Origin of the sequence: Cellulomonas sp. URHD0024 (genome assembly GCF_000426185.1) — a bacterium.
Taxonomy (GTDB): domain Bacteria; phylum Actinomycetota; class Actinomycetes; order Actinomycetales; family Cellulomonadaceae; genus Cellulomonas.
The window spans coordinates 176087-200460 of sequence record NZ_AUEW01000004.1; the positions used below are offsets into that span (position 1 = coordinate 176087).

Below are 24374 nucleotides of genomic sequence, written 5' to 3' on the forward strand. Positions count from 1 at the left end.
CGGCCGCGACCGGGTCGTGAGCGACGGATTCTCTGATCGGCGACGTGCCGATCAGAGAACCACCGTGTCAAGGAGCCGTCTACGCCACGACCCGCAGGGTGCTGAACTCCGGGTCGGCGGAGTCCGGGATCAGCATCCCGGCCGCCTTGCCGGTGCGCAGGTACTCGACCACCTCCGCGGTGATGCGCTCGCCCGGGACCAGGACCGGGACGCCGGGCGGGTAGGGCGAGATCATCTCGGCCACGATGCGCCCGACGGCCTGCTCGGTGGGCACCTGTTCGGCGGGACCGAAGAACGCGTCGCGGGGTCGCATGACGGTCTCCAGCTCGAGGGCGCCGGGGCGTGGGAAAGCGACCTCGGGGGCGCGGTCGATCTCGTCGGACCGGGCGACGAGCTGGTCGAGCGCGGCGACGAGGACGTCCTCGGTGCGGTCGTCGTCGCCCTGCGTGATGCGGGCGCTGATCCGGCAGGTGTCGGCGGCGCTGAGGTCGACGTGGCAGGTGTCTCGCAGCCACTCGGTGGCGGAGTACCCGGTGATGCCGAGGCCTCGGACGTCGATGGTCAGGACGAGGGGGTCGAGGTCGAAGGCGCCCTGCGGCCGCACGACCTCGCGGCCCATGACCGACAACCCCTCGAGCTTCTCGACGGCCCGGCGGATGCGGTCCGCCCGGGACATCGCCGCGGAGAGGAGCTCGTGGCCCTGCTCCATCATCTGGCGCCGCCAGCCGTCGAGGGTGAGGTAGACGAGGCTGGAGGAGCTGGTGGTGCCCAGGAGGTCCTCGCGGGCTTTCAGGACGCTGGGGTCGACGAGATCGCCCTGGAGGTGGAAGACGGAGCTCTGCTCGATCGCCGCTCCCATCTTGTGCACGCTGGTCACCACGACGTCGGCTCCGGCGTCCATGCCCCAGGTCGGCAGGTCCTCGTGGAAGGGCAGGTGGGCACCCCAGGCCTCGTCGACGATGAGTGGGACGCCGGCGTCGTGGCACACCGCCGCCACACCGGCGATGTCGGCGCACGTGCCCCAGTCCGTGGGCGTGATGAGCAGCATGCCCTTGGCCCGGGGGTGGTCGGCCAGTGCGCGCCGGACGTCGTCGGGCTCGGGCGGGTGGACGAGGTGGAGCTCCTCGTCGGCGTGCGGGTGGACCCAGACCGGCCGGATGCCCGCGATGATCAGCGCCGACACCACGGACTTGTGCGCGTTGCGGGAGACGAGGAGCTCCTCGCCGGGCCCGGCCACCGACATCATCGCGCTCTTGACCGACAGGGAGCTGCCGCAGGTCGAGAAGAACGCGTGCTCGGCGTGCACCGCGTCGGCCATGAGGTCCTGCGCCTGCTCGAGGATGCCGTTGGACTGCCGGCGGTCGTCGAGGCCGTTCAGGCTCAGCACGTCGGCCGCGAACAGGCCCTTGCCCAGCACCTCCAGGAGCCGCGGGTCGACACCGCGGCCCTTGCGGTGTCCCGGCGGCCCGTAGGCGACGTCCCCCCGGCGTCGGAAGTCGACCAGTGCCTCGACCATGGGTACCCGGGTGTGGTCCATGTGCTTCCCCTCTGTTTCGGCGGTCTGGGTCAGGTCCACGGGTCGGCGACCGTCACGTCGACCGCGTGGGCGACGACGGATCGAAGATCTGCGCGGCGCTCGCGCTCGGCGCGCTGGCGTGCCGCCCCCGTGCCCCGGGCGAACAGGTCGGCCAGTCGGTGGCGCGCCCAGGTCAGCTCGCCGGCGTCCTCCAGCGCTCCGGCGACGTGGCGCACCAGGGCGTCCACGGCCTGGCGTGCGGGGACGGGGGTGTTGTCGAGCGGGTGGACGAGGTCGTCGGCGAGACCGAACCGGCTGGCGCGCCAGGCCGCGAGGCGCAGGAGGACGGTCGGGACCGGCAACGGGGGGATGCCCGCGCGCCACTCGTCAGCGGCCGTCTGCACCAACGCTCGACACAGCGAGGCCACGAGCAGGGTGTCGCGCACGTCGAGGCAGACGTCGGCCACGCGGATCTCGACCGTCGGGTGGCGGGAGGACAGGCGGGCGTCGAAGTACACCATCCCGGAGTCGAGCAGCGTCCGGGTGGCGAGCATCTGCGTGACGACGTCCCGGTAGGCCGCCGCGGAGCCGAACACGTCGGTCGGTCCGGTGCCGGGCCACCGGCTCCACGCCTGCGTGCGGTAGCTGGCGTAGGCCGTGTCGCGCCCCTCCCAGAACGGTGAGTTCGCCGCCAGGGCCGTGATCACCGGCAGCCACGGCCGGATCCGGTCCAGGACGGCGACGCCCTCCTCGGCACCGTCGATCGCGACGTGCACGTGGCACCCGCAGGTCAGCTGCTCCCACGCCGTCATCCCCATCTGGTCGTGGATCGCGCGGTACCGCGTCCCGACGCTCAGGCTCCGCTCGGCCGGCAGGGGCGAGGTGCCGAGCGCCGCCACGCGCGCGCCGACCGCTCGTGCGGCGGCGTCGGCGTCTCGGCGGCGTGCCAGGAGGTCGGCCCCGAGGTCCTCCATCGTGCGGACCGGGACGGTCGCGGTCTCGATCTGCTGCTGCTGCAGCTCGGACTCCAGGCCGCCGACCGGCAGGTGCTCGGCGGCGGCCAGCAGGGCGTGACCGGCCGCGACGGTGGCGCCGGTGGCGGGGTCGACCAGCAGCAGCTCCTCCTCCACGCCGAGCGTGCGCAGACGCGGCGGGCCGGTGATCGGCGGCGGGGCGGCGGCCTGGGAGGTGTCGGTGGCCATCAGCGGATCCCGTGCGTCTGGAGCCACAGCTCGAGCACCGCGAGGGGCCAGAGCCGGTTGACGCCCGTCGGTCCGGTGATCTCCCGCGGCTGGGCGAGCAGGTCGTCGACGTACGCCGACCGGTACAGCCCTCGTTCCCGGGCGGTCGGGGACGTCAGCACGTCGCGCACCAGCTCGAGCACCGGCCCGTCGAGGTGCGTCACGGCCGGGACGGGGAAGTAGCCCTTCGGTCGGTCCACGAGCTCGGGAGGCAGGAGTCGTCGGGCGATCGACTTCAGGACACCCTTGCTGCCCTCGGCCAGGTGCAGCTCGGGCGGGCAGGCGGCGGCCAGCTCGACCAGCTCGTGGTCGAGGAAGGGCACCCGTGCCTCGAGCGCCGACGCCATCGCCATGCTGTCCAGCCGCATGACCGGGTCGTCCACCATCATGACCTCGGTGTCCACGCGCAGGACGGCGTCCGCGGTGGTCTGCGCCCCCGGGCGGGCCAGGTGCTCGGCCACCAGAGCCCGCGACGGATCCTGCGGCAGCTGCCAGTCCGGTGCCAGGAGGCGGGCCATGTCGGCGTGGTCGCGCTCGAAGTACCGGGACGCGTACGCCTCGGCAGCCTCCTCGAGGGGGACGCCGGCCACCGGCGCCTGCCAGTGGTAGCCACCGAAGACCTCGTCGGCACCCTGGCCGCAGAGCACCACGCGCAGGTGCCTGCTGACCTCCTGGGCGAGCAGGTCGAACGCGACCGTGTCGTGGCTGACCATCGGCTCGGACATCGCGGCGACTGTGTGGGGGAACGTGGCTACGACGTCGTCGGCCGCGGCGGTGACCCGGTGGTGGTCCGTGCCGAACGTCTTGGCGACGACGTCCGAGTACCGGAACTCGTCGCCGGCCGCGCCGGCCGCGCTGCGGAATCCCAGCGAGAAGCTGGCCAGGTCCGCCTGTCCGGCCTCCGCCAGCAGCGCGACGATCAGGCTGGAGTCGAGGCCGCCCGAGAGCAGCACCCCGACGGGGACGTCGGCGACCATGCGTCGCCGGACGGCGGTCCGCAGCGCCTCGTGCACCGCGTCCACCCAGTCGTGCTCGTCCCAGGAGCTGCGCTCCGGTCGGCGTACGTGGTCCGGCGCCCAGTAGGTGTGGTCGTGCTCGCTGCCGTCGGCCTCGACCACGCGGACGGTGGCCGGTGGAGCCTTGCGCACGCCCTGGACGATCGCGCGCGGCGCCGGTCCGACCGCGCGCCACGACAGGTAGTGGTGCAGCGCGACCGGATCCAGCGTCGTGTCCACGTCACCCGCCTCCAGCACCGCCGGCAACGTCGAGGCGAACCTCAGCCGGTCGGCGGTGCGGGACACGTACAACGGCTTGATCCCGAGCCGGTCGCGCGCCAGCACCACCCGGCCGCTCGCCCGCTCCAGCAGCACCACCGCGAACATGCCGACCAGGTGCTCGACGAAGGAAGGGCCCCATCGGTGGTAGGCCTTGACGACCACCTCGGTGTCCGAGCCGGACGCGAACCGGTACCCCTCGCCACGCAGCTGCGTCCGCAGCTCGCGGTAGTTGTAGATGATCCCGTTGAACACGCACACCAGGCCGAGGTCGTCGTCGACCATGGGCTGGTGGCCGGCGTCACTGAGGTCGATGATCGCCAGGCGTCGGTGACCGAACGCGACCCGGCCGTCGTGCCACAGGCCGTCCCCGTCGGGGCCTCGCCCTGCCAGCGCCTTGGACATCCGCTCGACGGCCTGCGCGTCGGCAGGGCTTCCGTCGAACGTGATCTCGCCACAGATGCCGCACACGCGCGCCTCCTCGGCCGGGTTCTTCGGCCGGGGGCTTGACCTGTCTACCGCAAGGCTCGCACGCGGAACCGCAGTTGGCGCGTCGGCTCAGCTCGCGCAGTCCGCCGCGTGCGCACGGAGCTCGGCGAGCAGCAGCCGGTCGGCCGAGCCGTCGAGGAGGAGGTGGTTCAGGTTCTCCGTGATCGCCCAGGCACGGAGCCGCGTGGGCAGGTCCCCGTCGACCACGCCGAGCGTCCGCAGCGCCTCGTCGACGACGCGGGCCGTGGGACCGTCGAGCGGCACCGCGGTTGCGGTGTCGGGATCGGCGACGAGGACCTCGAACCTGGTCAGCAACCTCTCGAGCTCGGTGACAGGGTGGCGATGGTCGTCCACCCGCAGGTCGACGCGCGCCTTGGTGCGGAGCCGGACCACCCCCTCCCCGGACGCGACGAGCAAGGCGGCGCTCTGCCGCCCACGCCGGTCGCCACCGGCGCCCTGACCCGCGGCCAGCCCTGCCAGAAGCCGCCGGGCGAGGGTGCCGTCCGCCTCCTCGAAGGCCTCGACCATGGCAGACAGGACCTGCTCGCCGGCGAGGAAGTTGCCCACGGCCACGCAGTCGTCGCCGACGAGCTCGCCGGAGTCCGGCCAGCACGCGGAGCCCGTCCAGGCCGCGGGCAGACCCGTCCCGGCGACGACGCCCACCTGGCGGATGTCACGGTCCTCGTCGGCCTCGACCAGGGCGTGCACCGTGCGTGACGCCGTGAGTCCGGCGCGCAACGACCGGAGCCCGCGTTCCCGGTACGCGACGTTCGTCAGAGCCTGCGTGGCCAGTGCGCCGACCCCCGCGGCGACGGCCGGCACGGTGGAGCCGACCGCGAGGTACTTCGAGGACGTCGCCACGCCGAAGGTGTGACCGTCTGCGTCCCGGGCCACCAGGGAGAACGTCACGCTGAGATCCTCATCCGCTCACGGTAGGGACCGCGGCGCCACGGCGGCCAGTACCCGCGTCGCGCCACGTGACCGCCACGACCTCGACGAGTCCTAGCCGGTGCCTCGGCCCAGGCTCTGCAGGACCGCCGTGGCCTCGTCGGGTAGGTCGACGTTGCGCTTGTCTGCGGCGCTGCGCAGGAAGGCGAGCGCCTCCTCGGCGCTGCAGCCCTGCGTCATCATCAGGGCTCCGATCGCCTGGTCGATGGCGGCCTGTGCGGCGAGAGCCGTCTGGAGCGCGTCCAGCTTCGCCGGCAGGTCGCTGACGTTCAGGACCAGGCCCATCACGAGACCGATCTGCTGGGCGTACATGTCGGCGCGGACGATCGTGTCGCGGGTCCAGGGGTCGGGCGACTCGGAGTACACGTTGAACGCGACCTCGGCGCCGGGTCCGGCGTAGGCAGGGAAGGCGGCCGCTGACCGGAAGCCGGCGGCCAACGCGGCGTCGGTCCAGTCGTGCCAGCGGTCCTCGAGGCCGAGGTCGGGGACGAGGACCACGCTCAGGTCGTCCATGGCCTGGATGCACCCGCCCGCCATCTCGCGGTTCTCGACGTCGTCGCAGGTGGCGGCGCGTGCGCTGCTGCTCGCCGCTCGGTGCGCATACCCCGCGCGGCGCAGGGTGATGCTGCACTCGGTGCTCATGCCCAGGTGCGCGGCCGCGCGGATGGCGAAGTCGGTGAGACACCACTCGGCCACCGCTGCCTCGGCCTGCAGCTTTCCGCTCAGATCCAGATGTTCGCTCATCGGATTCCTGTCTTGGTCACCGTCTCAGGTCGGTCGCGGAAGGTCGTGTGATGCAGGACGTCGACGGACCAGCACGCTTCCACCATCGCACATCGCGGTGGCGAGGGCGCCGCCGGTGCTGGCCGGCCAACGGGGTCAGGGATGGTGCGCGTCGTGGACGACCTGTCGCGCGGTCTGGCTCAGCGTCGAGTGCGTCTCCAGGGCCCGGTGCACGAGGTGGTCGTACGCCGTCTCCATGTCGAGGTCCAGGGTCTGGGCCAGCACGCCCTTGGCGCGCTCCACCACGACCCGACCTTCGAGGGCGGCCTGCACCCGGTCGGCCAGCTCCTCGTTGCCGAGCTCGGCGGGTTGCGTCAGGGCGAGGGTGGCGACGTCGGCGAGGCTCCGTGCGACCGCCCGCGACGAGGCAGCGAGCTCCTGGGGGTTTTGGGAGAAGACGTTCAGCCCGCCCAGGGCCTGCCCCCGCCACGTCATCGGGAAGGCGTGCACGGCAAGGAAACCGGCGGCGACGATGGCGGCCCCCACGTCCGGCCAACGGCCCGTGATGTCGGCCTCGCCGACCGCACTGAGCGCTTCGCCGGTGCGTACCGCGTCGACGCACGGGCCACTGTCCTGCTGCGCCTGGTAGAGCTCGAGCTCGGCGGCGCGGTGCGAGGTGGCGCTCAGGAGCTCGAGCCGGCCGTGCCCGTCGTCGACGAGGAGGGCGGCCGCGTCCGCCGGCAGCAGCGCTGCGCAGGTGGCCACGAGGTCGGCAAGCAGGTCCGTCGGCTCGTGGTCGCTCACGAGCGCGCCGAGCACGTCGGCGAGACTCCGCTCGCTGGTGCGGCTGCTCATGTCTCACCGTCCTTCGTCGGTTCGTCCGGGGGTGTCGGAGCGTGACCGACGCCGCTGTCGGCGTCGGTGAAGCTGAGCCGCCGGTCGATGACGGCGGCGGCGATGCGTGCGAGCCCTACGGCCTCGGCGAACGCGTGCGCTCGCAGGATCGCCAGAGCGTCCTCAGGCCCGATGCTCAGCTGGGCGACGACCATGCCGGTGGCTTGGTGCACCATGGCTCGATCCGACCAGCCGGCGAAGGGAGCCAGGCCGTACATGCCCGGGTCGTCGAGTAGTGCTGCACCGATGGCGTCCGCGAGGAACTGACCGTCCTCCAAGGAGTACGACAAGTTCCCCTTCCGGCGGTACACCGTGATCACCCCGATGGTCGTGCCGCCGGGTTGCATGGGGATCGCCCATACCGTCAGCGGACCAGCGAGCTGCCCGGCGAGGTCGGAGAACATGGGGAACGAGCGGTCGCTGAGCCCGTCGACGTCGGTCACGACGGCGTGTCCGCTGCGGTAGGCGTCCTGTCCGGGCCCCTCGCCGAGCACGTCCTGCAGCTCCTCGATCTGCTTGGAGACGCCGTTCGACGAGGTCAGGGTGAGTCGCTCGGTGGAAGTCGACGCCAGCGTCACGGCACCACCTTCGGCTCCGAGAACCTCCACGCAGGCACGGCACAGCCGGACGGCGAGCGGCTCGTCGGCCGGGTTCGCCGCAATGACACGAGCCAGCTGGGCCAGGACTGTGACCCGATCATCGCCCACGGGCCCCACCTCCGCCGCCAGCAGCCTGCCGCACGGCAAGACTGCACCCGCGGGATGGCCCAGGACGTCGGCCAACGACCTGATCGTAGGCATCCTCACCCGTCCCGCGCCTGCCGGGCGGGGACGTCCGTGTCGCGGCGGGGCGGCGCCGCGTCTAGCCTTCCAGCACGCGCATCTCTGGTTGACCCGGTCACTGGTCGGCCTGGACGCTTCTCAGGGGGTTCAGCCGACGAGCCCTGGCGCCCGAGGAGCAGCCCACGGGTCAGTCGCGTCGGAGGAACTTGTGACTACCTCAGAGCCGACGATGGGCCAGTTCCACTTCTCGGCGTCCGCGCCCCGGTGGGCCTGGTCGGACGACATGTTCGTGCTGCACGGCATGTCGCCAGGAGACGTCGTCCCCACCAGGGCTCTCTTCTTGAGCCATGTCCAGCCAGACGACCGTGCGAGAGTCGACCTGGCTCTCGACGCGTGCGCCATCGACCGCCGACCGATGTGCTGCCACTACCGGTTGGTCGACCTGGCCGGGGAGGCCCGTGACGTGACCCTGGCACTGGCCCCGCAGGATGGTGGCCAGGACGGCGGCGTGCGGGGCTTCCTCATCGACGACTCGGAACGCGAGCGCCAGGCTGTGGCCCAGGGCGTCAACGCCGAGCTGCACAGAGCCCTGGAGTCGCACGCGATCATCGACCAGGCCAAGGGCGTGCTGATGTTCGTCTACGGCGTCGAGCCCGAGATCGCCTTCCAGCTGCTCCGCGGAGCGTCCCAGGAGCGCAACGTGCGACTGCGGACGATCGCCGAAGGGCTCGTCACATCGGTCCAGTTCGCGGGCGGCCTCGGCCCCCAGACGCGAGCCTCGATGGACGAGCTGTTCATGGCCATCCTCGACGGCGGGCTACCGCGCCACCAACCCGAGCACCGCGCTCCTCTCGAGCTCTCCGTCGTGCGCAGCGGAGCCACCCCGACGTTGCGCGTGGCCGGACCCGTCGACCTGTCCTCCATGGCGCAGCTCGCTGCCGCGCTGTCCCAGCTTCTCGCCACCGCGGGCGCGAGCGGCGATGTCGCGGTCGACCTGCGAGGGGTGGACCACCTAGGGCGCGTCACCCGTGCCGTCGTCGCAGCGGCCAGACGGCGCTGCGAGGCCAAGGGCATCAGCATGCACATCATCCTGAACGAGCCCAGGGGAACGTCGTCCGCCGCCCAGCTGCTCGACCGCGGACGCGCCGAGCCGGCGACCTCGGGAAGTGGCGGCGGGCGGTGACCGGCGCACCTCCTTCGGCGGCCGGCGCCGGGCGGAGCACTTGACACAGGCGCGCATGCTGGGAGGGTCGTCGGCTCCCTTGAGCCCGCTCCATTGAGTGGACCGTCTGCGATGGAACGGCTATGCGCCGGGCGATCGCGGTCCGCCGGGAAGGGGGTTCCATGCACACCGACCCTTCGTTCTGCAGGACCGCGACGCGCCCTCGGGCGGTGGGCCGCGATGCGTCTCATTCCTGAGAGCCGGCGCGTCCTGGACATGCTGGAGGCCGGGGGCGATACAGGCCTGGGCGAGGCCTTGGCGGTGCGGGCCACGGTGGTCGTCGAGCTGGTGCCCTCGTGCATCGCGATCTGCCTGACCGTCCAGCCGTCGGGACTCACCGTGGCGCTGGCCGACCCCGCCGCCGATCTGGCGCTGCCCCCGTCGAGCGCGGACCGGCCGGACGTCGGCGACCTGTTGTCGGAGCGTCGTTGGCAGCACGAACGAGCCGGCGACGAGGATGCCCGCTGCACGTCGAGCATCGCTATGGCGCTCTACGAGGCGGAGCGCGTCGGCTGGCAGCTCAGCGCCTACGCCACCCGGTCCGACGCCTTCACCGCCCACACCAATGTCCTGCTCGCGCTGGTCGGTGCCCCGACGCAGACGGCGGTGCTGAACCACGACCTGCCGATGCGCGGTCTGCAGGACGCCCGCGCATGCCCCGATCGCCTCGCGGACCGGGAGGCGATCGAAGTCGCCGTCGGGTACCTCATGGCACGCGACGGGATCGACGCCGACACCGCCCGCAGGCACCTGTCCGGGGCAGCGGGACGCGCCAAGCTGGACGTGAGCGCCTATGCCAAGGCCCTCGTCGGCGAACGCTGACCCTTCGAGGGAGCAGCCCGCCTCCGCGCACCGGCCTGGGTGGGCCTGAGGGTCGAGGACGGCCCGCCGGAGACTTCAGGTCACCGAGCCGCGCAGGTAGGCGTAGACGACGGCGCGCACACGGTCTTGCAGGTCCTCCCGCACGTCACCGCCCGGTGGACACTCGCGTGTAGCTCGCTCGGGGGACGCCGGGCTCGGCAGTCCTCAGAGCTGCTGCACGATCGTGGTGAGCCGGGGTGCCGGCGGCAGGGCTCCGTTCACGTCAGACGTGCGAAAGGCGTCGATGGCCAGCGCCGCCAGTCGGCGGGCGGCAGCCGCCGGATCGGCCGAGCGCGCGGACGACAGGGCGCGTGCGGCCAGGAGGACCAGGACGAGGTCGTCGATGACGAAGTCCCTGCGCAGAGCGCCGACCGCCTGAGCGCGCGCAGCGAGGCCGGCCAGCTCCCGCACGAGATCCGCGCGGTGGTCCGCGAGCATCTCGACATCGGCGCCCCCGGCCAGGAACACCTCGACGAACGCGCGGTTCTCGACGTTGAGCGCGGTCAGCTCCTCGACGACCGTGCGAAACCCCCGCCACGGGTCAGGGTCGGCGCACGCGTCGTCCACGATGGCGCGGCACACCCGCATCTCGTCGGTGAACACCTCCACGACCAGGTGCTGCTTGGTGGGGAACCGTCGGTACACCGTCGCCGGGCCGACCCCGGCCTTCCTGGCGATGTCCCGCATGGTCACGGCCAGTCCGAGGTCGGCGAACAGCTCGCGCGCCGCTTCGAGAGTCCTGTCGCGGTTGTCGCGCGCGTCGGAACGCAGCATGTGAGGTGGTCGCTCAGGCATGACTCTCAGTTCCGCCGAAGTGGACGCAGGCGTCCGTTAGCGTCCTGACCGTACCGCAGGGGAAAGACAGGGTGGAGTCAACCGTGCGAGCAGTGGCGATCCAGCACTTCGGCGACCCGAGCGGCCTGCAGGTCGTCGACCTGCCGACCCCGAGCCCGGCGGCCGGGCAGGTCGTGATCGAGACGGAGGCGATCGGCGTCGGTGGGGTCGACGCGATGATCCGGCGGGGGACGCTCGACGGGTACGGGTTCCGCCCGGGCATGGTGCCCGGCAGCGAGGTCGCCGGGACGGTGATGCGCGTCGGCGAAGCCGTCGACCCGGACTGGATCGGCCGTCGCGTCTGGGCCTTCACCGGCGTCGGCGGCGGGTACGTCGAGCAGGCCGTCGCGGCCGTCGACGATGCGGTGACCCTTCCCGACGGGCTGTCGTCGGTCGATGCGGTCACACTCGGGAGCGCAGCGCCGGTCGCGCACTTCGCTCTGGCGCACGGCCGGTTCGCTCCCGGGGAGTCGGTCCTCGTGCGCGGGGCGGCGGGCAGCATAGGGATCGCCGCCGTCCAGCTCGCTGTGCGCGGCGGCGCCGGCGCCGTTGCCGTCACCACCTCGTCGCAGCCGCGCGGTTCCGCGCTGCGTGCGCTCGGCGCGACGCACGTCCTCGACCGTGCCGGGGACGGCGACCTGACGGCACCGGCGTCCTACGACGTGATCCTCGACATCGTCGGCGGGTCCCGCCTCCCGGCCTTCCTGGACCGGCTCGCGCCCAACGGCCGCCTGGTGGCTGTCGGCATGGTCGCGGGACTGCCGCCGGCGGACTTGGGCATGCGACTGCTGGAGGCGTTCCAGCAGTCGCGCTCGTTCTCCACGTTCAGCCTGAACACCGTGCCCGTGGCAGCCCGCGACCAGGTCCGCGCGGAGTCCTTCACCGCAGCCGCGCGCGGGGAGCTTGCTGCCGTCGTCGACGCCGTTCTCCCTCTCGACGCGGCGGCCGAGGCACACCGTCGGATGGACGACGGCCACGTGTTCGGCCGGATCGTCCTGACACCCTGACGGTGCGTTCGTCGTGCGCGGGACGCCGGTGATCGCGGCCGGCCTGACCGCCATGACGCCCACCGAGGTCCGCGACGACATGCGTCGACCCCTGGCCGTCGCGACCCGGACCCTGGCTCTCCTGTCCGCCCTGCTCTGGTTGGTCGCCGCGGGGATCGTCGCGTTCGTCTGCTACGTCTGCGGCCTCGACCGGCGGCGCGACGTCGCTGTGCTCACGTCGATCGGCGTGCCCACGTGGCGGCTCGTCGGCGGGGTCGCGCTCGAAGGCGTGCTCCTCGCGGGTCTTGCCGTCGTGGTCGCCGTCGTCGCCGCCGTCCTGCTGGTTCCCGCGTTCCCGCTGCCGGTCAGCGTGACGGTTGGGCAGTGCGTGACCGCGCTGGGCGTCGGCCTCGTGATCGGTCTGGTCGCCGCGGCGGCGAGCCTGCACCAGGTCGTCGTGACAGATCCCGCGCTGGCATTCGCGAACGCCTGAACCTCCGACGGGCGTCTCGTCGGCCAGGGCCTCAAGTCGGCCCGTGACCTGCCGATCTAGAAGGCGTGGAGCCCCAGAACAGCCGGACGACGACCCCTCCGCCGGGCTTCTACCCGGACCCTGAGGGGCGTTCGCGATGGTGGGACGGCCGCCAGTGGACCCAACGCCTCGCTCCGGAGCCCCAGAGCGCTCCCTCAGTGCTCCCGGCTCTGGTTCCCGCCGTCAATGAGCCTGCGAGGAGCCCGAGCGACCCCACCGGAGCCCAGTCGGAGGTCTTCGTAGCAACCGTCGGACGCCAGCGTCCGCTCGCGAGGTTCCTGGGGACGACGAAGAGTCGCGTCCTGGTGTGCGCGGCTGCAGCGGTTCTTCTTGTCGGTGGTATCGCGGTGGGTGCCAGCGCGCACACCGCGAGCGAGAATCGCGCCGCCGCAGCCCGTGCTGCTCAAGAGGACAAGGCTGCCCGTGCGCACGCCCAGGAGGCGCGGGAGCAGGCCGCCCACGTAGCGCTCGTGGATTCGGGCTCGACACTCTCCGCGTCGGGCGCCGCCAGTCTCCAGACCTCCGTGGGAAAGGCCGACGAGGCGCTTCGTGCCGCGCTCTCCAGCGCCCTGGATCGTCTCGGTGCCGCACTGGGGTCGGAGACGGACGCGGACATCGCCGCTGCGTCGACCGAGGTCACCGGGGCCCGCAAGGCGGTGGACGACGCGGTCGTCGCCTACGACGCCGAGCAGACCCGGGCCGCGGCGGAGGCCGAGGCCACACGGGTTGCGGCGGAGGCCGAGGCGGCGCGAGTTGCGGCGGAGGCCGAGGCGGCGCGGGTGGCGGCGGAAGCCCAGGCCGCGCAGGCAGCAGCAGAAGCTGCCAAGTCACTCTCCTTCTCCGGCAAGCTCACCTCCGGGTGGACGCTGACGACCGCGCTCGGCCCGATCCCCACAGACTGCTCGGGCCCGGCCATCAGCTACCAGGTGGTGTTGCTGGACGGCGCGAACGCGAGCATCGGCTTGGCCAGTCCCGCGAACGGAAAGATGGTCGAGCGGACCGTCGACGAGTACGGGATCGGTAATCTGACCTGCGAGTTCAGCTATTCCCTGAAGACGGATTCAGCGTCCGAGGTCTTCACGGTCCGGCTCGTCGAGATCGGCTCGACAAAATCGCCTCTCGACGAACGTATCGTCAGCCGAGCCGAGCTGAAGAGCGGCCGAGGTCCGACCTTGGGCACCGTGTTCTGCCCGGAGTGCGGCAGGTAGACCGCGCGAGCGAGCGCCCGTTCGGTGCATCGATCAACGCCTTGATCGCCGTCGGTGGTCCTCAGTGGTCCTCAGCTCGAGGTCGTCACTCTCACCACGAGGCCCGCAGCGGAACGCCCGACTACCGCACCCGTCACGGCCCCGACCGCGACGTCGCCGGGGTAGTGGACGCCGGTGTAGACGCGCGACAGGGCCACCAACGCCGCGGCGCCGCGCAACGGGATCCGCAGCTCGGGCAGGACGTGCCCGACTGCCGCGGCGAACGCGGCCGCGGACGCCGAGTGCCCGGACGGGAAGGACGTCGACGTCGGCATCGGCACCCACCGCGGGACCGGCACCTGCAGCGCGTGCCGGTCCGGTCGGCGTCGGTCCCCGGCGCGCTTCATCGGCTGGTTCACGACGAAGGACGTCGCGGCGACGGCCGCCAGACCCGCCAGCGCAGCGGTCCTCCCGCGGCGCCCGCCGAAGGTCGCGAGCACGGCCGCCGTCGCGATCCAGGGCTTGGAGTGGTTCGCCACCTGGGCGACGAGTCGCATCGGCTCGTCGAGCAGCGGCGTCGACCACCCGGCGACCGACTCGTAGGCGCGCCGATCCCAGCGGCCGAGCGTGCGCAGGGCGCGCAGCAGCGCCTCCGGCTGCTCGCCCGGCACGGCGTCGGCGATCCGCTGGGCCAGCCAGTCCTCGACCGGCTCCCGGGCGTCGGTCGTCGACCCGTCCGCGGCCGGCGGAGGGCCTCCGCCGAGCGGCTCGGCCATGTCAGCCCCCTCGTCCGGACATCAACCGCGACAGCGCGGAGAACGGCAAGGGTCGCGGCCCGCCGAGGGCCAGCGGCATGGACCTGCGTCCGGCCCGCGCTCGGGCGACGCGCACGATCAGGGCACCCGGGCGCGTCAGGAAGTGGAGCGGGGGATCGAGGGTGATCGCCTCACCGTCGACGCCCAGGGCGATGGGCTCCGCGGACGTGACCTCGAGCTGCGTGGCCGTCCACTCGTGCCAGCCGGGGAACAGCTCGCTGTGACCGGCGGCGGCCAGCGCGGCGAGCTGTTTGGCCTCCCCGCCGTCCAGGACGCGCACCGAGGTGACGCCCAGCCGGCCGCCGTCGAGCCGCGGACGGGCGCCGCGCGGCGAGGCGGAGAGGTCATAGGGGTTGTTCGAGATGAGGAGCACCTGGGCCGTCGTGGCCTGCCCGCCGCCGGGCAGCTCGTACCGAAGGTCGACGGATGCGGCCGACGGGCCGACCAGCTCGGGCAGCAGCCCGACGGTCGTGCGGACCTTCGCCTCCCGGTACCGCGGCGAGCGGACCAGCTGCGCGTACGCGCCCATCGACGCGTTGTTGACGAACACGCGACCGTTGACCTCGGCCAGGTCGATGCGGACGTCGAAGCCGTCGACGAACGCCGTGAGAGAGCCGACGACCCCCGTGCCGACGCCGAGGTCGCGGGCGAAGTTGTTGCGGGTGCCGGCCGGCACGACGACGAACGGGATGCCGTGTCGGGCGGCCACGGTGGCGACCAGGGCCTGCGAGCCGTCGCCGCCGGCCATGCCGAGCAGGTCGCAGCCGCGCGCGACGGCGCCCTCCGCCAGAGCGACGAGGTCGTCGCCCGGACCGAGCACGACGGCCTCGATACCGAGGTCGTGGCAGCGCTCCTCGAGCCGGAACCTCGCGACCTTGCCGCCGCCCGATCGCGGGTTCATCAGCAGGACCGGCTGCGTGGCCCGGGGCGCCCGGTCGGCGGCGTGCTGGGCGCGGCCTTGCACGCTCGAGGCGCTGCCGGCACCCGGGTGCGTCATGCGGGTGCCTCCCGACTCCCAGCGACTCGGACAGGATCCTAGGCGCTGTCGGGTTGTCCTGCCCGTGCGGCGAGGACGGCGAGCGAGGTCAGGTCGTTCACGCGCAGGCCCGGCCAGCCGTGCAGGAGGCGCTGCCAGGACAGGGGGACGGCGGTCGCGCCGTGCACGGCGCCCGCCAAGGATCCGGCGATCGCGGCGACCGTGTCGGTGTCACGGCCGCCGCGAACGGCACGCTCGAGCGCGTCGACGAGGGAGGTTGCGCCGGCGATCGCGGCGAGCGCTCCCTGGAAGGCCTTCACGACCCAGACGTTCTGCGGCTCGTAGTCGCGGGGGTGGGTCTCCGGGGCGAGTGCCTCGTCGATCAGGCCGAGCCAGCGCTCGCGACGGGGTTCCGGGATCCACCGGACCTGGCCGCGGACGTCGAGCTCGCCGGTGCGGATCGCGTGCCGGACGGCCAGGCACCAGATCGCGCACGCGTCGGCGTTGTCGGGTTCCCAGTGCGTCAGCGCGGCGATGCGGCCCGCCGCCTGGACGAGTGCGGGCTCCTGGCCGTCGTCGAGGTAGCCGAGGGCCACCGGGCCGGTGCGCATGAGCGAGCCGTTGCCGGCGCTCCTCCCGGCGCCGTCGTGCACCGCCCGAGCGGACCGCAGCGCGGACTCCTCCGTGGTGACGCCGCGCAGGCCGGACAGCACGGCCCGGGTCTGGCTGCCGACGTCGAGTGCATCGCGGGACCAGGTCAGCCAGTCGCCGACGATCGTGCCGAGCGTCGCGGTGTCCGTCAGGGACTCGCCGCGTGCGAGCGCCTGCAGGACGGGCAGGGCCATCGACGTGTCGTCGGTCCACTCGCCGACGCCGTGCCCGAACGTTCCGCGGCCGAACCGCAGGGCCGTGTCGTCGGGCGGCACCCGCTGGAACTCGTACTGCGAGCCGAGCGCGTCGCCGGCTGCGGAAGCGACGACGGCGCCGACCGCGCGATCGAGCTGGGTGGAAGTCAGGTTCATCTGGGACCCCTTCAGGGAGCAGGTTCGAGGCCGCGGACGCCCAACGCCCGCAGTGCCGTGTCGTACTTGCGGGCGAGGCGCTCGCGGACGTCCGGCTCGAGTGCGGCGACGCGGTCGGGGTGCAGGTTGTGGGCGATGTCGGCGATCTTGACCGCGCGGGCGACCGGGTGCGCAGCGATCCGTCGGTAGTAGGTGTCGTCCGGCACGTCGTCGCGACGGGTCAGCAGGTCCACGACCGACAGGACCGGTTCCTGGACGCCGCGGGAGCGCAGGTCGTCGGCGTCGATGTCGGTGTCCTCGAGGACGTCGTGCAACCAGGCGCCGGCGCACTCGACGGGCTGGGTCTCGGGGTCGAACGCCGACGCGACGGCCTGGGGGTGCCGGACGTACTCCACGCCGAGCTTGTCGACCTGCCCGGCGTGCGCCTCCCGCGCGATCGCTGCGGCGAGCGCGACCTGTGCGAACGGGTCGTCGAGTGCCTGCGTCATCATGTGCTGTCCCTCCGGCTCGCGGGTGCTTTTGCGCAAGAGTCGTCTTTATCAGACTGCGCCCAGTATGGGCCACGCCACCGACATTGACGCAAGTTCCGTCTAAAGTGGCGCCATGTCGAGTCCCTACCGCGACAGTCACGGACGGACCCTCGAGGACTATCCGCGACCGTCGCTCGCCGTGGACACCGCTGTCCTCACGGTCGCCGACGAGCGGCTCTGCGTCCTGCTGGCGCGTACGACCGGCGCTGCCGGCGACACCCGCCTGCCCGGGACGTTCGTCCACCCCGGGGAGACGCTGGTTCGCGCCGTGCTCCGCTCGCTGCAGCTGAAGGCGGGTGTCGTCGGGCTGCGCCCCCGCCAGCTGCACGTCTTCGACGCGCCCGACCGGGACGACCGCGGCTGGGTGGTCTCCGTCGCGCACCTCGACGCGGTGCGCGCCGACCGGATCCCCGCGCACGAGCAGGCCACGCTCGTCCCCGTCGACGAGCTGCCGCCGCTGAAGTACGACCACGACGAGATCGTCCGATCCGCCGTCGCAGCACTGCGGTCCGACTACCGGAGGTGGCCGGACCCGGCCGCCCTCCTCCCGGACGGCCCGTTCACGGTCCGTGATCTCCGGCTGCTGCACGAGCTGGTCCTGGGGCAACGGCTCGTCGCGGACACCTTCCGGCGGACGATGCTCCCGCACCTGCGGGCCGTGGGAGAGTCGCGGGGCGGAGCCCGCGGCAAGCCCGCCGAGCTCTACCTGCGCGCGGAGCAGCACGCCGACGACAAGGGCGGCGATGCGCGTTGAGGCAACCGCCGATCTCCCGGCCACGGGTATCGTCTCGGACAGGATCGATGGCGCTCCGGTGCGACTGGGCATCCTGACGGCTTTCCCGCGAAGGAGATCACCATGTCGCGCGACCAGCTCACGTTCGACAACCCCGTCGAGCGCCACTCGCACATCAGGCCGCACGCGTCGTGGCAGCCGGTGCCGGGCCTGGACGCGGAGCTGGACCCCCAGGCCGATCACGGCGAGACGAGCTACCGCGGCACGGGCCGACTGCCCGGTCGCAAGGCATTGATCACGGGCGGTGACTCGGGCATCGGTGCGGCGGTCGCGATCGCGTTCGCCCGGGAGGGTGCGGACGTGGCCCTCAGCTACCTGCCGGAGGAGCAGGTCGACGCGGACGCGATCGCGGAGCACGTGCGCGCGGCCGGTCGGACGGTGGTCCTGCTGCCCGGAGACATCCGGGACCGCGGGTTCTGCCGGGAGATGGTGGCCGGCGCGGTGGACGGGCTGGGCGGGCTCGACATCCTGGTGAACAACGCGGCGCACCAGGTGTACCACCAGACGTTCGACGAGCTGGACGAGGACGACCTGCATCGCACGATCCAGACGAACGTCTACGCGATGTTCTGGATCACGCGTGACGCCCTGCCGCACCTGCCGCCCGGGTCGACCATCATCAACAGCACCTCGGTCCAGGGGTACAACCCGTCGCCGATGATCATCAACTACGCGTCGACGAAGTTCGCGATCATCGGCTTCACCAAAGCGCTCGCGGCCGACCTCGCGCCGCGCGGGATCCGGGTGAACGCCGTGGCACCCGGGCCGGTCTGGACGCCGCTGCAGGTCTCGGACGGCCAGCCGACGGAGAAGCTCGACGGTTTCGGGGAGTCGTCCTGGCTCGGCCGCACGAGCCAGCCGGTCGAGCAGGCGCCGGCCTACGTCTTCCTCGCCTCGCCGGAGTCCAGCTTCGTCGTCGGTGAGGTCATCAACGTCAACGGCGGCGCGAACGTCCCGTAGGACCTCAGACGTCCTCGGTGGCCACCGCCGTGACGGGCACGTGGAAGTGGTGGGCGAGGCGGTCGGGCAGGTCCTGGTGCATCCAGAGCGAGAAGCGCGTAGGGAGCGTCACGACGACGATCTCGTCGAACGTGCGGCCGGCGAGCGCCGACTCCACCGCTCGCAGCGGGTCGGGGTCGGCCACCGCTCCGTCGGCCGTCACGCCGGCGGCCGCCAGCTTCTCGAGGGCCGCGTCGAGCTTGTTCTGCGCGAGCCTGCGTGCCTCGGCGGGCGGATGAGGGAGCGCGAGGGTCCCGCCCATCACCGGCATCGGGACGGCGACGGCGTTGGAGGCCAGGTCCTTGACCGGCGTGGCCGGCACGACCAGCCAGAAGTCGGCCGGGCCCTGGGCAGCCCGTTCCCGGACCACCCTGAGCAGCTGGTCCTTGTCGAGGGTCTGGTTCGCCACGATCGCGTAACGCCGCATGATGTCCCTCCGGTGCTGGTCCGGCCGGCGCCTGCGCGGCGTCAGGTCCTCTCCGTTCTAGCACGTCCGTGGGGTCGGGGCAGAACGGGTGTACGACGAGATACGAGCGCACCCGACGAACAGGACCGACCCCTCTTCCTCGTCGTCACCATCAGGCCTCGCAAGGACCGGCTCGCGGAGGCGGAGGCCCAGCTGCAGTCCATGCGGCGGAACACCCTCACGGAACCCGGCTGCGTGTTCATGCACCTCGTGCAGCCGCAGGACGACCCGGACTCCTGGGTGATGCTGGAGATGTTCCGGTCCCGCGCCGCGTGGGACGAGCACATGCGGCAGCCGTACAACACGGAGGGCAACGTCCTGCTCGAGGACCGCCTTCGTGAACCCTCGGAGCTGCGGCTGTTCGACGAGAAGTGAGACGAGACGTGACATGAGGACGACCGGCCGGCACGAGTGGTCGCCTTATTGACACCGGGATAACGTCGGTGTGACTAGACGAGAAATGCCTAGTCCACGCCCCGGCAAGGGGATCGCCATGGACCGACCGACAGTCATCCAGCCAGAGCCAGAGCTCGCGACCGCGCGCAAGAAGCGCCTGGTCTACCCGGGCCTGACGATCCCGTTCATCCTCGTCGTCACCTGCTTCGCCGCCTGGGGGTCGGCGGCCAACCTGACGGACGTGCTGGTCGGGGTGTTCCGGCACATCTTCCTGATGTCGAACTTCCAGTCCGCGCTGGTGCAGTTCGCCTACTACGGCGCCTACTTCGCGCTGGCCATCCCCGCCGCCCTCATCAACAAGCGGTTCGGGTACAAGACCGGGGTGCTGACCGGGCTGGGACTGGCGACGGTCGGCGGGTTCCTGTTCATCCCGGCCGGGAGGCTGCTCGAGTACGGGTTCTTCCTGATCGCCCTGTTCGTGCTGGCGGCCGGGTTGTCGATCCTGGAGACGTCGGCGAATCCCTTCGTGATCTCGATGGGCCCGGAGGCGAGCGCGACGCAGCGGCTCAACCTCGCCCAGGCGTTCAACCCGGTCGGCGCGAACATCGGCGTGCTGCTGGGTGCCGTGCTCATCCTGCCGAACATCACCTCGGAGGCCGAGAAGGCCACCATGTCGGCCCAGCAGCTGGAGCAGGCCCAGGAGAACGACCTGTCGCTCGTGCTCGGGCCGTACACCGGCATCGCGCTGGCACTGCTGCTGATCTGGCTGCTCATCGCCTTCCGCAGGATCAACGTGCCCGACGACCACGTCCACTTCGGGGTGGACCAGAGGTCGGGGGGAGCGTTCGCGCGCCTGTGGCGCAACCGCCACTACCGGTTCGGCGTGGTCGCCCAGTTCGTCAACGTCGGCGCGCAGGTCTGCGCCTGGAGCTTCACCATCCAGTACGCCCAGGACGTCGTCGGCGTCCCCGCCTCGCACGCCGGGTGGTACCTGCAGGCGAGCCTCATCCTGTTCCTGATCTCGCGCTTCGTGATGACGTACCTGCTCGGCATCGTCCGGCCGACGAAGCTCCTGTTCGTCATGGCGCTGCTCGGGGTCGTGCTCGCGCTCACCGCGGTGCTCGTGCCGAACATGGTCGGACTGGTCGCGGTCGTCGGGATCTCGGTCTCGCTGTCCCTGATGTTCCCGACGATCTACGGCGTCGCCCTGCAGGGCCTCGGCCCGGACACGAAGTTCGGTGCCGCCGGTCTGGTGATGGCGATCCTCGGCGGTGCTCTCCTGCCGCCCGTCATGGGCCTGATCATGGACTCGTCCGGCACCGCACGCGGCTTCATCGTGCCCGCCGTCTGCCTCGCGGTCGTCGCCGCGTACGCGCTCTTCGACCTGCGCTCGGAACGGCATGCCGCACCGCTGGTCGCGGAGGGCGCGCACTGAGCCCCGCGGAGGTGCATCTGCAGCAGCCAGGCTTACGCTCGTCGGGATGATGCGTCCAACTGCGGCAACTGTCGGCGAGCTCCGCGCTTCGGGGCATGTGCACACGTCGGTACGGGCCGAGATCCGTGCCAACCTCCTCGCGGCGCTCCGGGAGGGCCGCGACCCCTGGCCGGGCATCCACGGCTTCGGCGAGACGGTGGTCCCGCAGCTCGAACGGGCGCTGATCGCCGGGCACGACATCGTGCTGCTCGGCGAGCGAGGTCAGGGCAAGACACGACTCCTGCGGACCTTGGTCGGCCTGCTCGACGAGTGGTCCCCGGTGATCGACGGCTCCGAGCTGGGGGAGCACCCGTACGAGCCCATCACGGCCGCCAGCCGCCGGCGGGCACAGGAGCTCGGGGACCTTCTTCCGGTCGTCTGGCGGCACCGCGACGAGCGGTACGTGGAGAAGCTGGCGACGCCGGACACGAGCGTCGCGGACCTGATCGGCGACGTGGACCCCATGAAGGTCGCCGAGGGGCGTGCGCTGGGTGACCCCGAGACGATCCACTTCGGACTGGTGCCGCGGGGTCATCGGGGGGTCGTCGCCATCAACGAGCTGCCCGACCTCGCCGAGCGCATCCAGGTCGCGATGCTGAACGTGATGGAGGAGCGGGACATCCAGATCCGCGGCTACGTCGTGCGTCTCCCGCTGGACGTCCTGGTGGTGGCCACCGCGAACCCGGAGGACTACACCAACCGCGGGCGGATCATCACGCCGCTGAAGGACCGGTTCGGGGCCGAGATCCGCACGCACTACCCGACGGCGCTCGCCGACGAGATCGCGGTGGTCCGTCAGGAGGCGTCGCTCGAGGCGGAGGTCCCGGACCACGTCGTCGAGATCCTGGCCAGGTTCACGCGCGCGCTGCGTGAGTCGAGCGCGGTCGACCAGCGCAGCGGGGTGAGCGCCCGCTTCGCGATCGCGGGCGCGGAGACGGTCGCGGCCTCGGCCCTGCACCGCGCAGCGCGGCAGGGCGAGGATCACGCCGTGGCCCGCCCGGTCGACCTGGAGACCGCCGTCGACGTCCTCGCGGGCAAGATCGAGTTCGAGTCGGGGGAGGAAGGGCGAGAGGACGAGATCCTCGACCACCTGCTGCGAACCGCGACGGCCGAGACGGTCCGCGCGCACCTGCGAGGCATCGACTTCACGGTGCTCGTGGACGCGATCGCACGAGGGGCGGTCGTCACCACCGGTGAGCAGGTCAGCGCCCGCGACGTGCTGACCGGCCTGCCCGCGCTGGGCGAGTCGGAGCTGTACGACGAGATCTGCGCCCGTCTGGACGCCACGAACGACGGCGAGCGGGCCGCTGCGATCGAGCTCGCGCTGGAGGGTCTGTACCTGTCGCGTCGGATCAGCAAGGAGTCGGGGGGCGGCGAGACGATCTATGGCTAGGGCCAACCGTCGACTGACCAAGCGGTACACCCCGTACGTCGACGGTCCGGACCCGCTCGCGCCGCCGGTGGACCTGGCGGAGGCGCTGGACGCGATCGGGCAGGACGTGATGGCGGGCTCGTCGCCCGAGCACGCGATGCGGGAGTTCCTGCGGCGCGGCGGCAGGGACCAGGTCGGCATGGACGAGCTGGCGAGGCGCGTCGCCGAGAGGCGCAGGGAGCTGACCCGCACGAACAACCTCGACGGGACGCTGCAGGAGGTCAAGGAGCTGCTCGACCGGGCGGTCCTCACCGAGCGCAAGCAGCTGGCGCGCGACGTCGACATGGACGAGGGCGACCGTGCTCTGGCGCAGATGCAGCTCGACAACCTCCCCGCCTCTCCCGCGGCCGCGGTCAGCGAGCTCAACGGGTACGAGTGGCGCAGCGGCGAGGCGCGCGAGGAGTTCGAGAAGATCAAGGACCTGCTGGGCCGGGAGGTCCTCGACCAGCGGTTCGCCGGCCTCAAGCAGGCGCTGGAGAACGCGACCGACGAGGACCGCGCCGCCCTGAACGAGATGCTGGCCGACCTCAACGGTCTCCTGGAGAGCCGCAAGCGCGGCGAGGACACCCAGGAGCAGTTCGACGACTTCATGGCCAAGCACGGCGACTACTTCCCCGAGCGGCCGCAGAACCTCGACGAGCTCCTGGACGCCCTGGCCAGCAGGGCGGCTGCAGCGCAGCGGATGCGCAACTCGATGACGCGCGAGCAGCGCGAGGAGCTCGACGCGCTCGCCCAGCAGGCCTTCGGCTCGTCGGACCTCATGAGCGAGCTGAGCCAGCTCGACGACAGCCTCCGCTCGCTGCGGCCCGGCGAGGACTGGGGCGGTTCGCAGCGTCTGACCGGCGAGAACGGGCTCGGGCTGGGCGATGGCACCGGCGTCTTCCAGGACCTCGCCGACCTCGACGCCCTGGCCGAGCAGCTGGCGCAGTCCTACCAGGGCTCGCGGCTGGACGACCTCGACCTCGACAAGCTGGCGCGCCAGCTCGGACCGGACGCGGCGGTGGACGCGCGCACCCTGCAGCGGCTGGAGGAGGCCCTGCGCGACTCCGGCACCGTGCGGCGGGGTTCGGACGGCCAGCTCGCGTTGACGCCCAAGGCCATGCGCCAGCTCGGCAGGTCCGTCCTTCGCGCCGTCGCCGACACGATGTCCGGTCGCACGGGCGGCCACGACGTCCGCCGCTCCGGCGCCGCCGGGGAGCCCTCGGGGTCGACCCGGGAGTGGGCGTTCGGCGACACCGAGCCGTGGGACGTGACGCGGACGATCACCAACGCGCTGGTCCGGGCGCCGGCAGACGGGGGCAGGGTCACCATCCAGATCGACGACGTCGAGGTCCAGGAGACCGAGGCGCGGACGCAGGCGTGCGTGGCGCTCCTCGTCGACACGTCGTTCTCGATGGCCATGGACGGCCGCTGGGTGCCGATGAAGCGCACCGCGCTGGCACTGCACACCCTGGTCACCAGCCGGTTCCGCGGGGACGACCTGCAGCTGATCGGGTTCGGCCGCAGCGCGTCCGTGATGCAGATCGAGCAGCTCGTCGGGCTCGACGCCCGGTGGGAGAAGGGCACGAACCTGCACCACGCGCTGCTGCTCGCCAACCGGCACTTCCGCAAGCACCCGAACGCCCAACCCGTGCTCCTCGTCGTCACGGACGGCGAACCGACCTCCCACCTGGAGTCGAACGGCGAGGTCTTCTTCGACTACCCGCCGAACCCGGTGACGATCGCCCTCGCGGTGCGCGAGCTCGACGGCTCGGCGCGGCTGGGCGCGCGCACGACCTTCTTCCGCCTCGGCGACGACCCCGGCCTCGCGCGGTTCGTCGACGCCATGGCCCGGCGGGCGGGCGGCACCGTCGTGACGCCCGAGAGCGACGACCTCGGGGCCGCGGTCATCGACTCCTACCTGAGCTCACGCCGCAGCGGCGCCTTCGGTGGCTGGGGCCGCGACGACGAGTGGTGAGCAGGCGGTCAGCGACGAGGTCGTC

General features: G+C 72.0%; 24 protein-coding genes and 1 pseudogene. 12 read left to right on the plus strand and 13 right to left on the minus strand.

The genetic code is table 11. The annotated features are described in order from the left end of the window. Nucleotides 1-79: 79 nt before the first annotated feature. The 7 genes from I847_RS27605 to I847_RS0106005 form a co-directional block, all read right to left on the minus strand. Nucleotides 80-1537, minus strand: a complete 1458-nt coding sequence (locus I847_RS27605) for an aminotransferase class I/II-fold pyridoxal phosphate-dependent enzyme (RefSeq protein ID WP_028048966.1) — start codon at nt 1535-1537, stop codon at nt 80-82. A gap of 29 nt (nt 1538-1566) precedes the next feature. Continuing rightward, on the minus strand, nt 1567-2718 hold the full coding sequence (locus I847_RS0105980; protein ID WP_051274518.1) for a glutamate--cysteine ligase: 1152 nt from the start codon (nt 2716-2718) through the stop codon (nt 1567-1569). Next, complete coding sequence (locus I847_RS0105985; protein WP_028048968.1) at nt 2718-4502, minus strand: N-acetylglutaminylglutamine amidotransferase; 1785 nt, start codon at nt 4500-4502, stop codon at nt 2718-2720. The genes I847_RS0105980 and I847_RS0105985 overlap by 1 nt, the downstream gene beginning before the upstream one ends. A gap of 87 nt (nt 4503-4589) precedes the next feature. Further along, nucleotides 4590-5429 (minus strand): DUF1028 domain-containing protein, encoded by an 840-nt coding sequence (locus I847_RS0105990; RefSeq protein ID WP_028048969.1) that lies wholly within the window; start codon nt 5427-5429, stop codon nt 4590-4592. A gap of 93 nt (nt 5430-5522) precedes the next feature. Next, the gene (locus tag I847_RS0105995) at nt 5523-6212 is read right to left on the minus strand and encodes an ANTAR domain-containing protein (RefSeq protein WP_028048970.1); all 690 of its coding nucleotides are present in this window, start codon (nt 6210-6212) and stop codon (nt 5523-5525) included. Between the two features lie 135 nt (nt 6213-6347). Next, the gene (locus tag I847_RS22205) at nt 6348-7046 is read right to left on the minus strand and encodes a GAF and ANTAR domain-containing protein (RefSeq protein ID WP_051274519.1); all 699 of its coding nucleotides are present in this window, start codon (nt 7044-7046) and stop codon (nt 6348-6350) included. Beyond that, on the minus strand, nt 7043-7792 hold the full coding sequence (locus I847_RS0106005) for a GAF and ANTAR domain-containing protein (RefSeq protein ID WP_034609296.1): 750 nt from the start codon (nt 7790-7792) through the stop codon (nt 7043-7045). The genes I847_RS22205 and I847_RS0106005 overlap by 4 nt, the downstream gene beginning before the upstream one ends. Nucleotides 7793-8075: 283 nt before the next feature. On the opposite strand from I847_RS0106005, the gene I847_RS25425 reads away from it, so the two are divergent. Next, complete coding sequence (locus tag I847_RS25425) at nt 8076-9050, plus strand: PAS and ANTAR domain-containing protein (RefSeq protein ID WP_196804493.1); 975 nt, start codon at nt 8076-8078, stop codon at nt 9048-9050. 219 nt (nt 9051-9269) lie between these two features. Next, nucleotides 9270-9911, plus strand: a complete 642-nt coding sequence (locus I847_RS0106015; RefSeq protein WP_028048972.1) for an ANTAR domain-containing protein — start codon at nt 9270-9272, stop codon at nt 9909-9911. Between the two features lie 204 nt (nt 9912-10115). Here the strand turns inward: I847_RS0106015 and I847_RS0106020 are convergent, their stop codons facing one another. Continuing rightward, complete coding sequence (locus I847_RS0106020) at nt 10116-10724, minus strand: TetR/AcrR family transcriptional regulator (RefSeq protein WP_196804494.1); 609 nt, start codon at nt 10722-10724, stop codon at nt 10116-10118. Nucleotides 10725-10828: 104 nt separating this feature from the next. Between I847_RS0106020 and I847_RS0106025 the strand changes: the two genes are divergently transcribed. The 4 genes and pseudogenes from I847_RS0106025 (at nt 10829) to I847_RS22215 (ending at nt 13510) form a co-directional block, all read left to right on the plus strand. Further along, complete coding sequence (locus tag I847_RS0106025) at nt 10829-11791, plus strand: zinc-dependent alcohol dehydrogenase family protein (RefSeq protein ID WP_028048974.1); 963 nt, start codon at nt 10829-10831, stop codon at nt 11789-11791. 13 nt (nt 11792-11804) lie between these two features. After that, nucleotides 11805-12263, plus strand: a complete 459-nt coding sequence (locus tag I847_RS0106030) for an FtsX-like permease family protein (protein WP_028048975.1) — start codon at nt 11805-11807, stop codon at nt 12261-12263. Nucleotides 12264-12328: 65 nt separating this feature from the next. Continuing rightward, a pseudogene (locus tag I847_RS27675) lies at nt 12329-12445 on the plus strand (DUF2510 domain-containing protein); the annotation flags it as partial. A 204-nt stretch (nt 12446-12649) separates the two neighbouring features. Continuing rightward, the gene (locus tag I847_RS22215; RefSeq protein WP_231384107.1) at nt 12650-13510 is read left to right on the plus strand and encodes a hypothetical protein; all 861 of its coding nucleotides are present in this window, start codon (nt 12650-12652) and stop codon (nt 13508-13510) included. Between the two features lie 71 nt (nt 13511-13581). Here the strand turns inward: I847_RS22215 and I847_RS22220 are convergent, their stop codons facing one another. The 4 genes from I847_RS22220 to I847_RS0106055 are packed head-to-tail and all read right to left on the minus strand — an operon-like array spanning nt 13582 to nt 16793. Continuing rightward, nucleotides 13582-14265, minus strand: coding sequence for a phosphatase PAP2 family protein (locus I847_RS22220; RefSeq protein WP_081680534.1), 684 nt, complete (start codon nt 14263-14265; stop codon nt 13582-13584). Between the two features lies 1 nt (nt 14266). Then, a complete protein-coding gene (locus tag I847_RS22225) occupies nt 14267-15301 on the minus strand; it encodes a diacylglycerol kinase family protein (protein WP_051274521.1) in 1035 nt (344 codons plus the stop codon). Nucleotides 15302-15339: 38 nt separating this feature from the next. Then, nucleotides 15340-16302, minus strand: coding sequence for an ADP-ribosylglycohydrolase family protein (locus I847_RS22230; protein ID WP_051274522.1), 963 nt, complete (start codon nt 16300-16302; stop codon nt 15340-15342). 11 nt (nt 16303-16313) lie between these two features. Further along, nucleotides 16314-16793 (minus strand): HD domain-containing protein, encoded by a 480-nt coding sequence (locus tag I847_RS0106055; RefSeq protein ID WP_051274523.1) that lies wholly within the window; start codon nt 16791-16793, stop codon nt 16314-16316. A 112-nt stretch (nt 16794-16905) separates the two neighbouring features. Between I847_RS0106055 and I847_RS22235 the strand changes: the two genes are divergently transcribed. Continuing rightward, nucleotides 16906-17586: an NUDIX domain-containing protein gene (locus I847_RS22235; RefSeq protein WP_051274524.1), complete on the plus strand. Its 681-nt coding sequence runs from the start codon at nt 16906-16908 to the stop codon at nt 17584-17586. A gap of 102 nt (nt 17587-17688) precedes the next feature. Next, entirely contained in the window at nt 17689-18585 is an 897-nt protein-coding gene (locus tag I847_RS0106065; RefSeq protein ID WP_028048978.1) for an SDR family oxidoreductase, read from the plus strand. Between the two features lie 4 nt (nt 18586-18589). Here I847_RS0106065 and I847_RS0106070 read toward each other — a convergent pair whose 3' ends face one another. Continuing rightward, nucleotides 18590-19051 (minus strand): hypothetical protein, encoded by a 462-nt coding sequence (locus I847_RS0106070; RefSeq protein ID WP_028048979.1) that lies wholly within the window; start codon nt 19049-19051, stop codon nt 18590-18592. Nucleotides 19052-19063: 12 nt separating this feature from the next. Here I847_RS0106070 and I847_RS22240 point away from each other — a divergent pair, with 12 nt between their 5' ends. From I847_RS22240 to I847_RS0106090, 4 genes are all read left to right on the plus strand, one after another. Continuing rightward, nucleotides 19064-19465, plus strand: a complete 402-nt coding sequence (locus tag I847_RS22240; protein WP_196804495.1) for a putative quinol monooxygenase — start codon at nt 19064-19066, stop codon at nt 19463-19465. A gap of 118 nt (nt 19466-19583) precedes the next feature. Next, nucleotides 19584-20921 (plus strand): L-fucose:H+ symporter permease, encoded by a 1338-nt coding sequence (gene fucP / locus I847_RS0106080; RefSeq protein WP_081680536.1) that lies wholly within the window; start codon nt 19584-19586, stop codon nt 20919-20921. A 46-nt stretch (nt 20922-20967) separates the two neighbouring features. Then, entirely contained in the window at nt 20968-22353 is a 1386-nt protein-coding gene (locus I847_RS0106085) for an AAA family ATPase (protein ID WP_028048981.1), read from the plus strand. After that, nucleotides 22346-24349 (plus strand): VWA domain-containing protein, encoded by a 2004-nt coding sequence (locus I847_RS0106090; protein ID WP_028048982.1) that lies wholly within the window; start codon nt 22346-22348, stop codon nt 24347-24349. The genes I847_RS0106085 and I847_RS0106090 overlap by 8 nt, the downstream gene beginning before the upstream one ends. Nucleotides 24350-24374 lie beyond the last annotated feature (25 nt).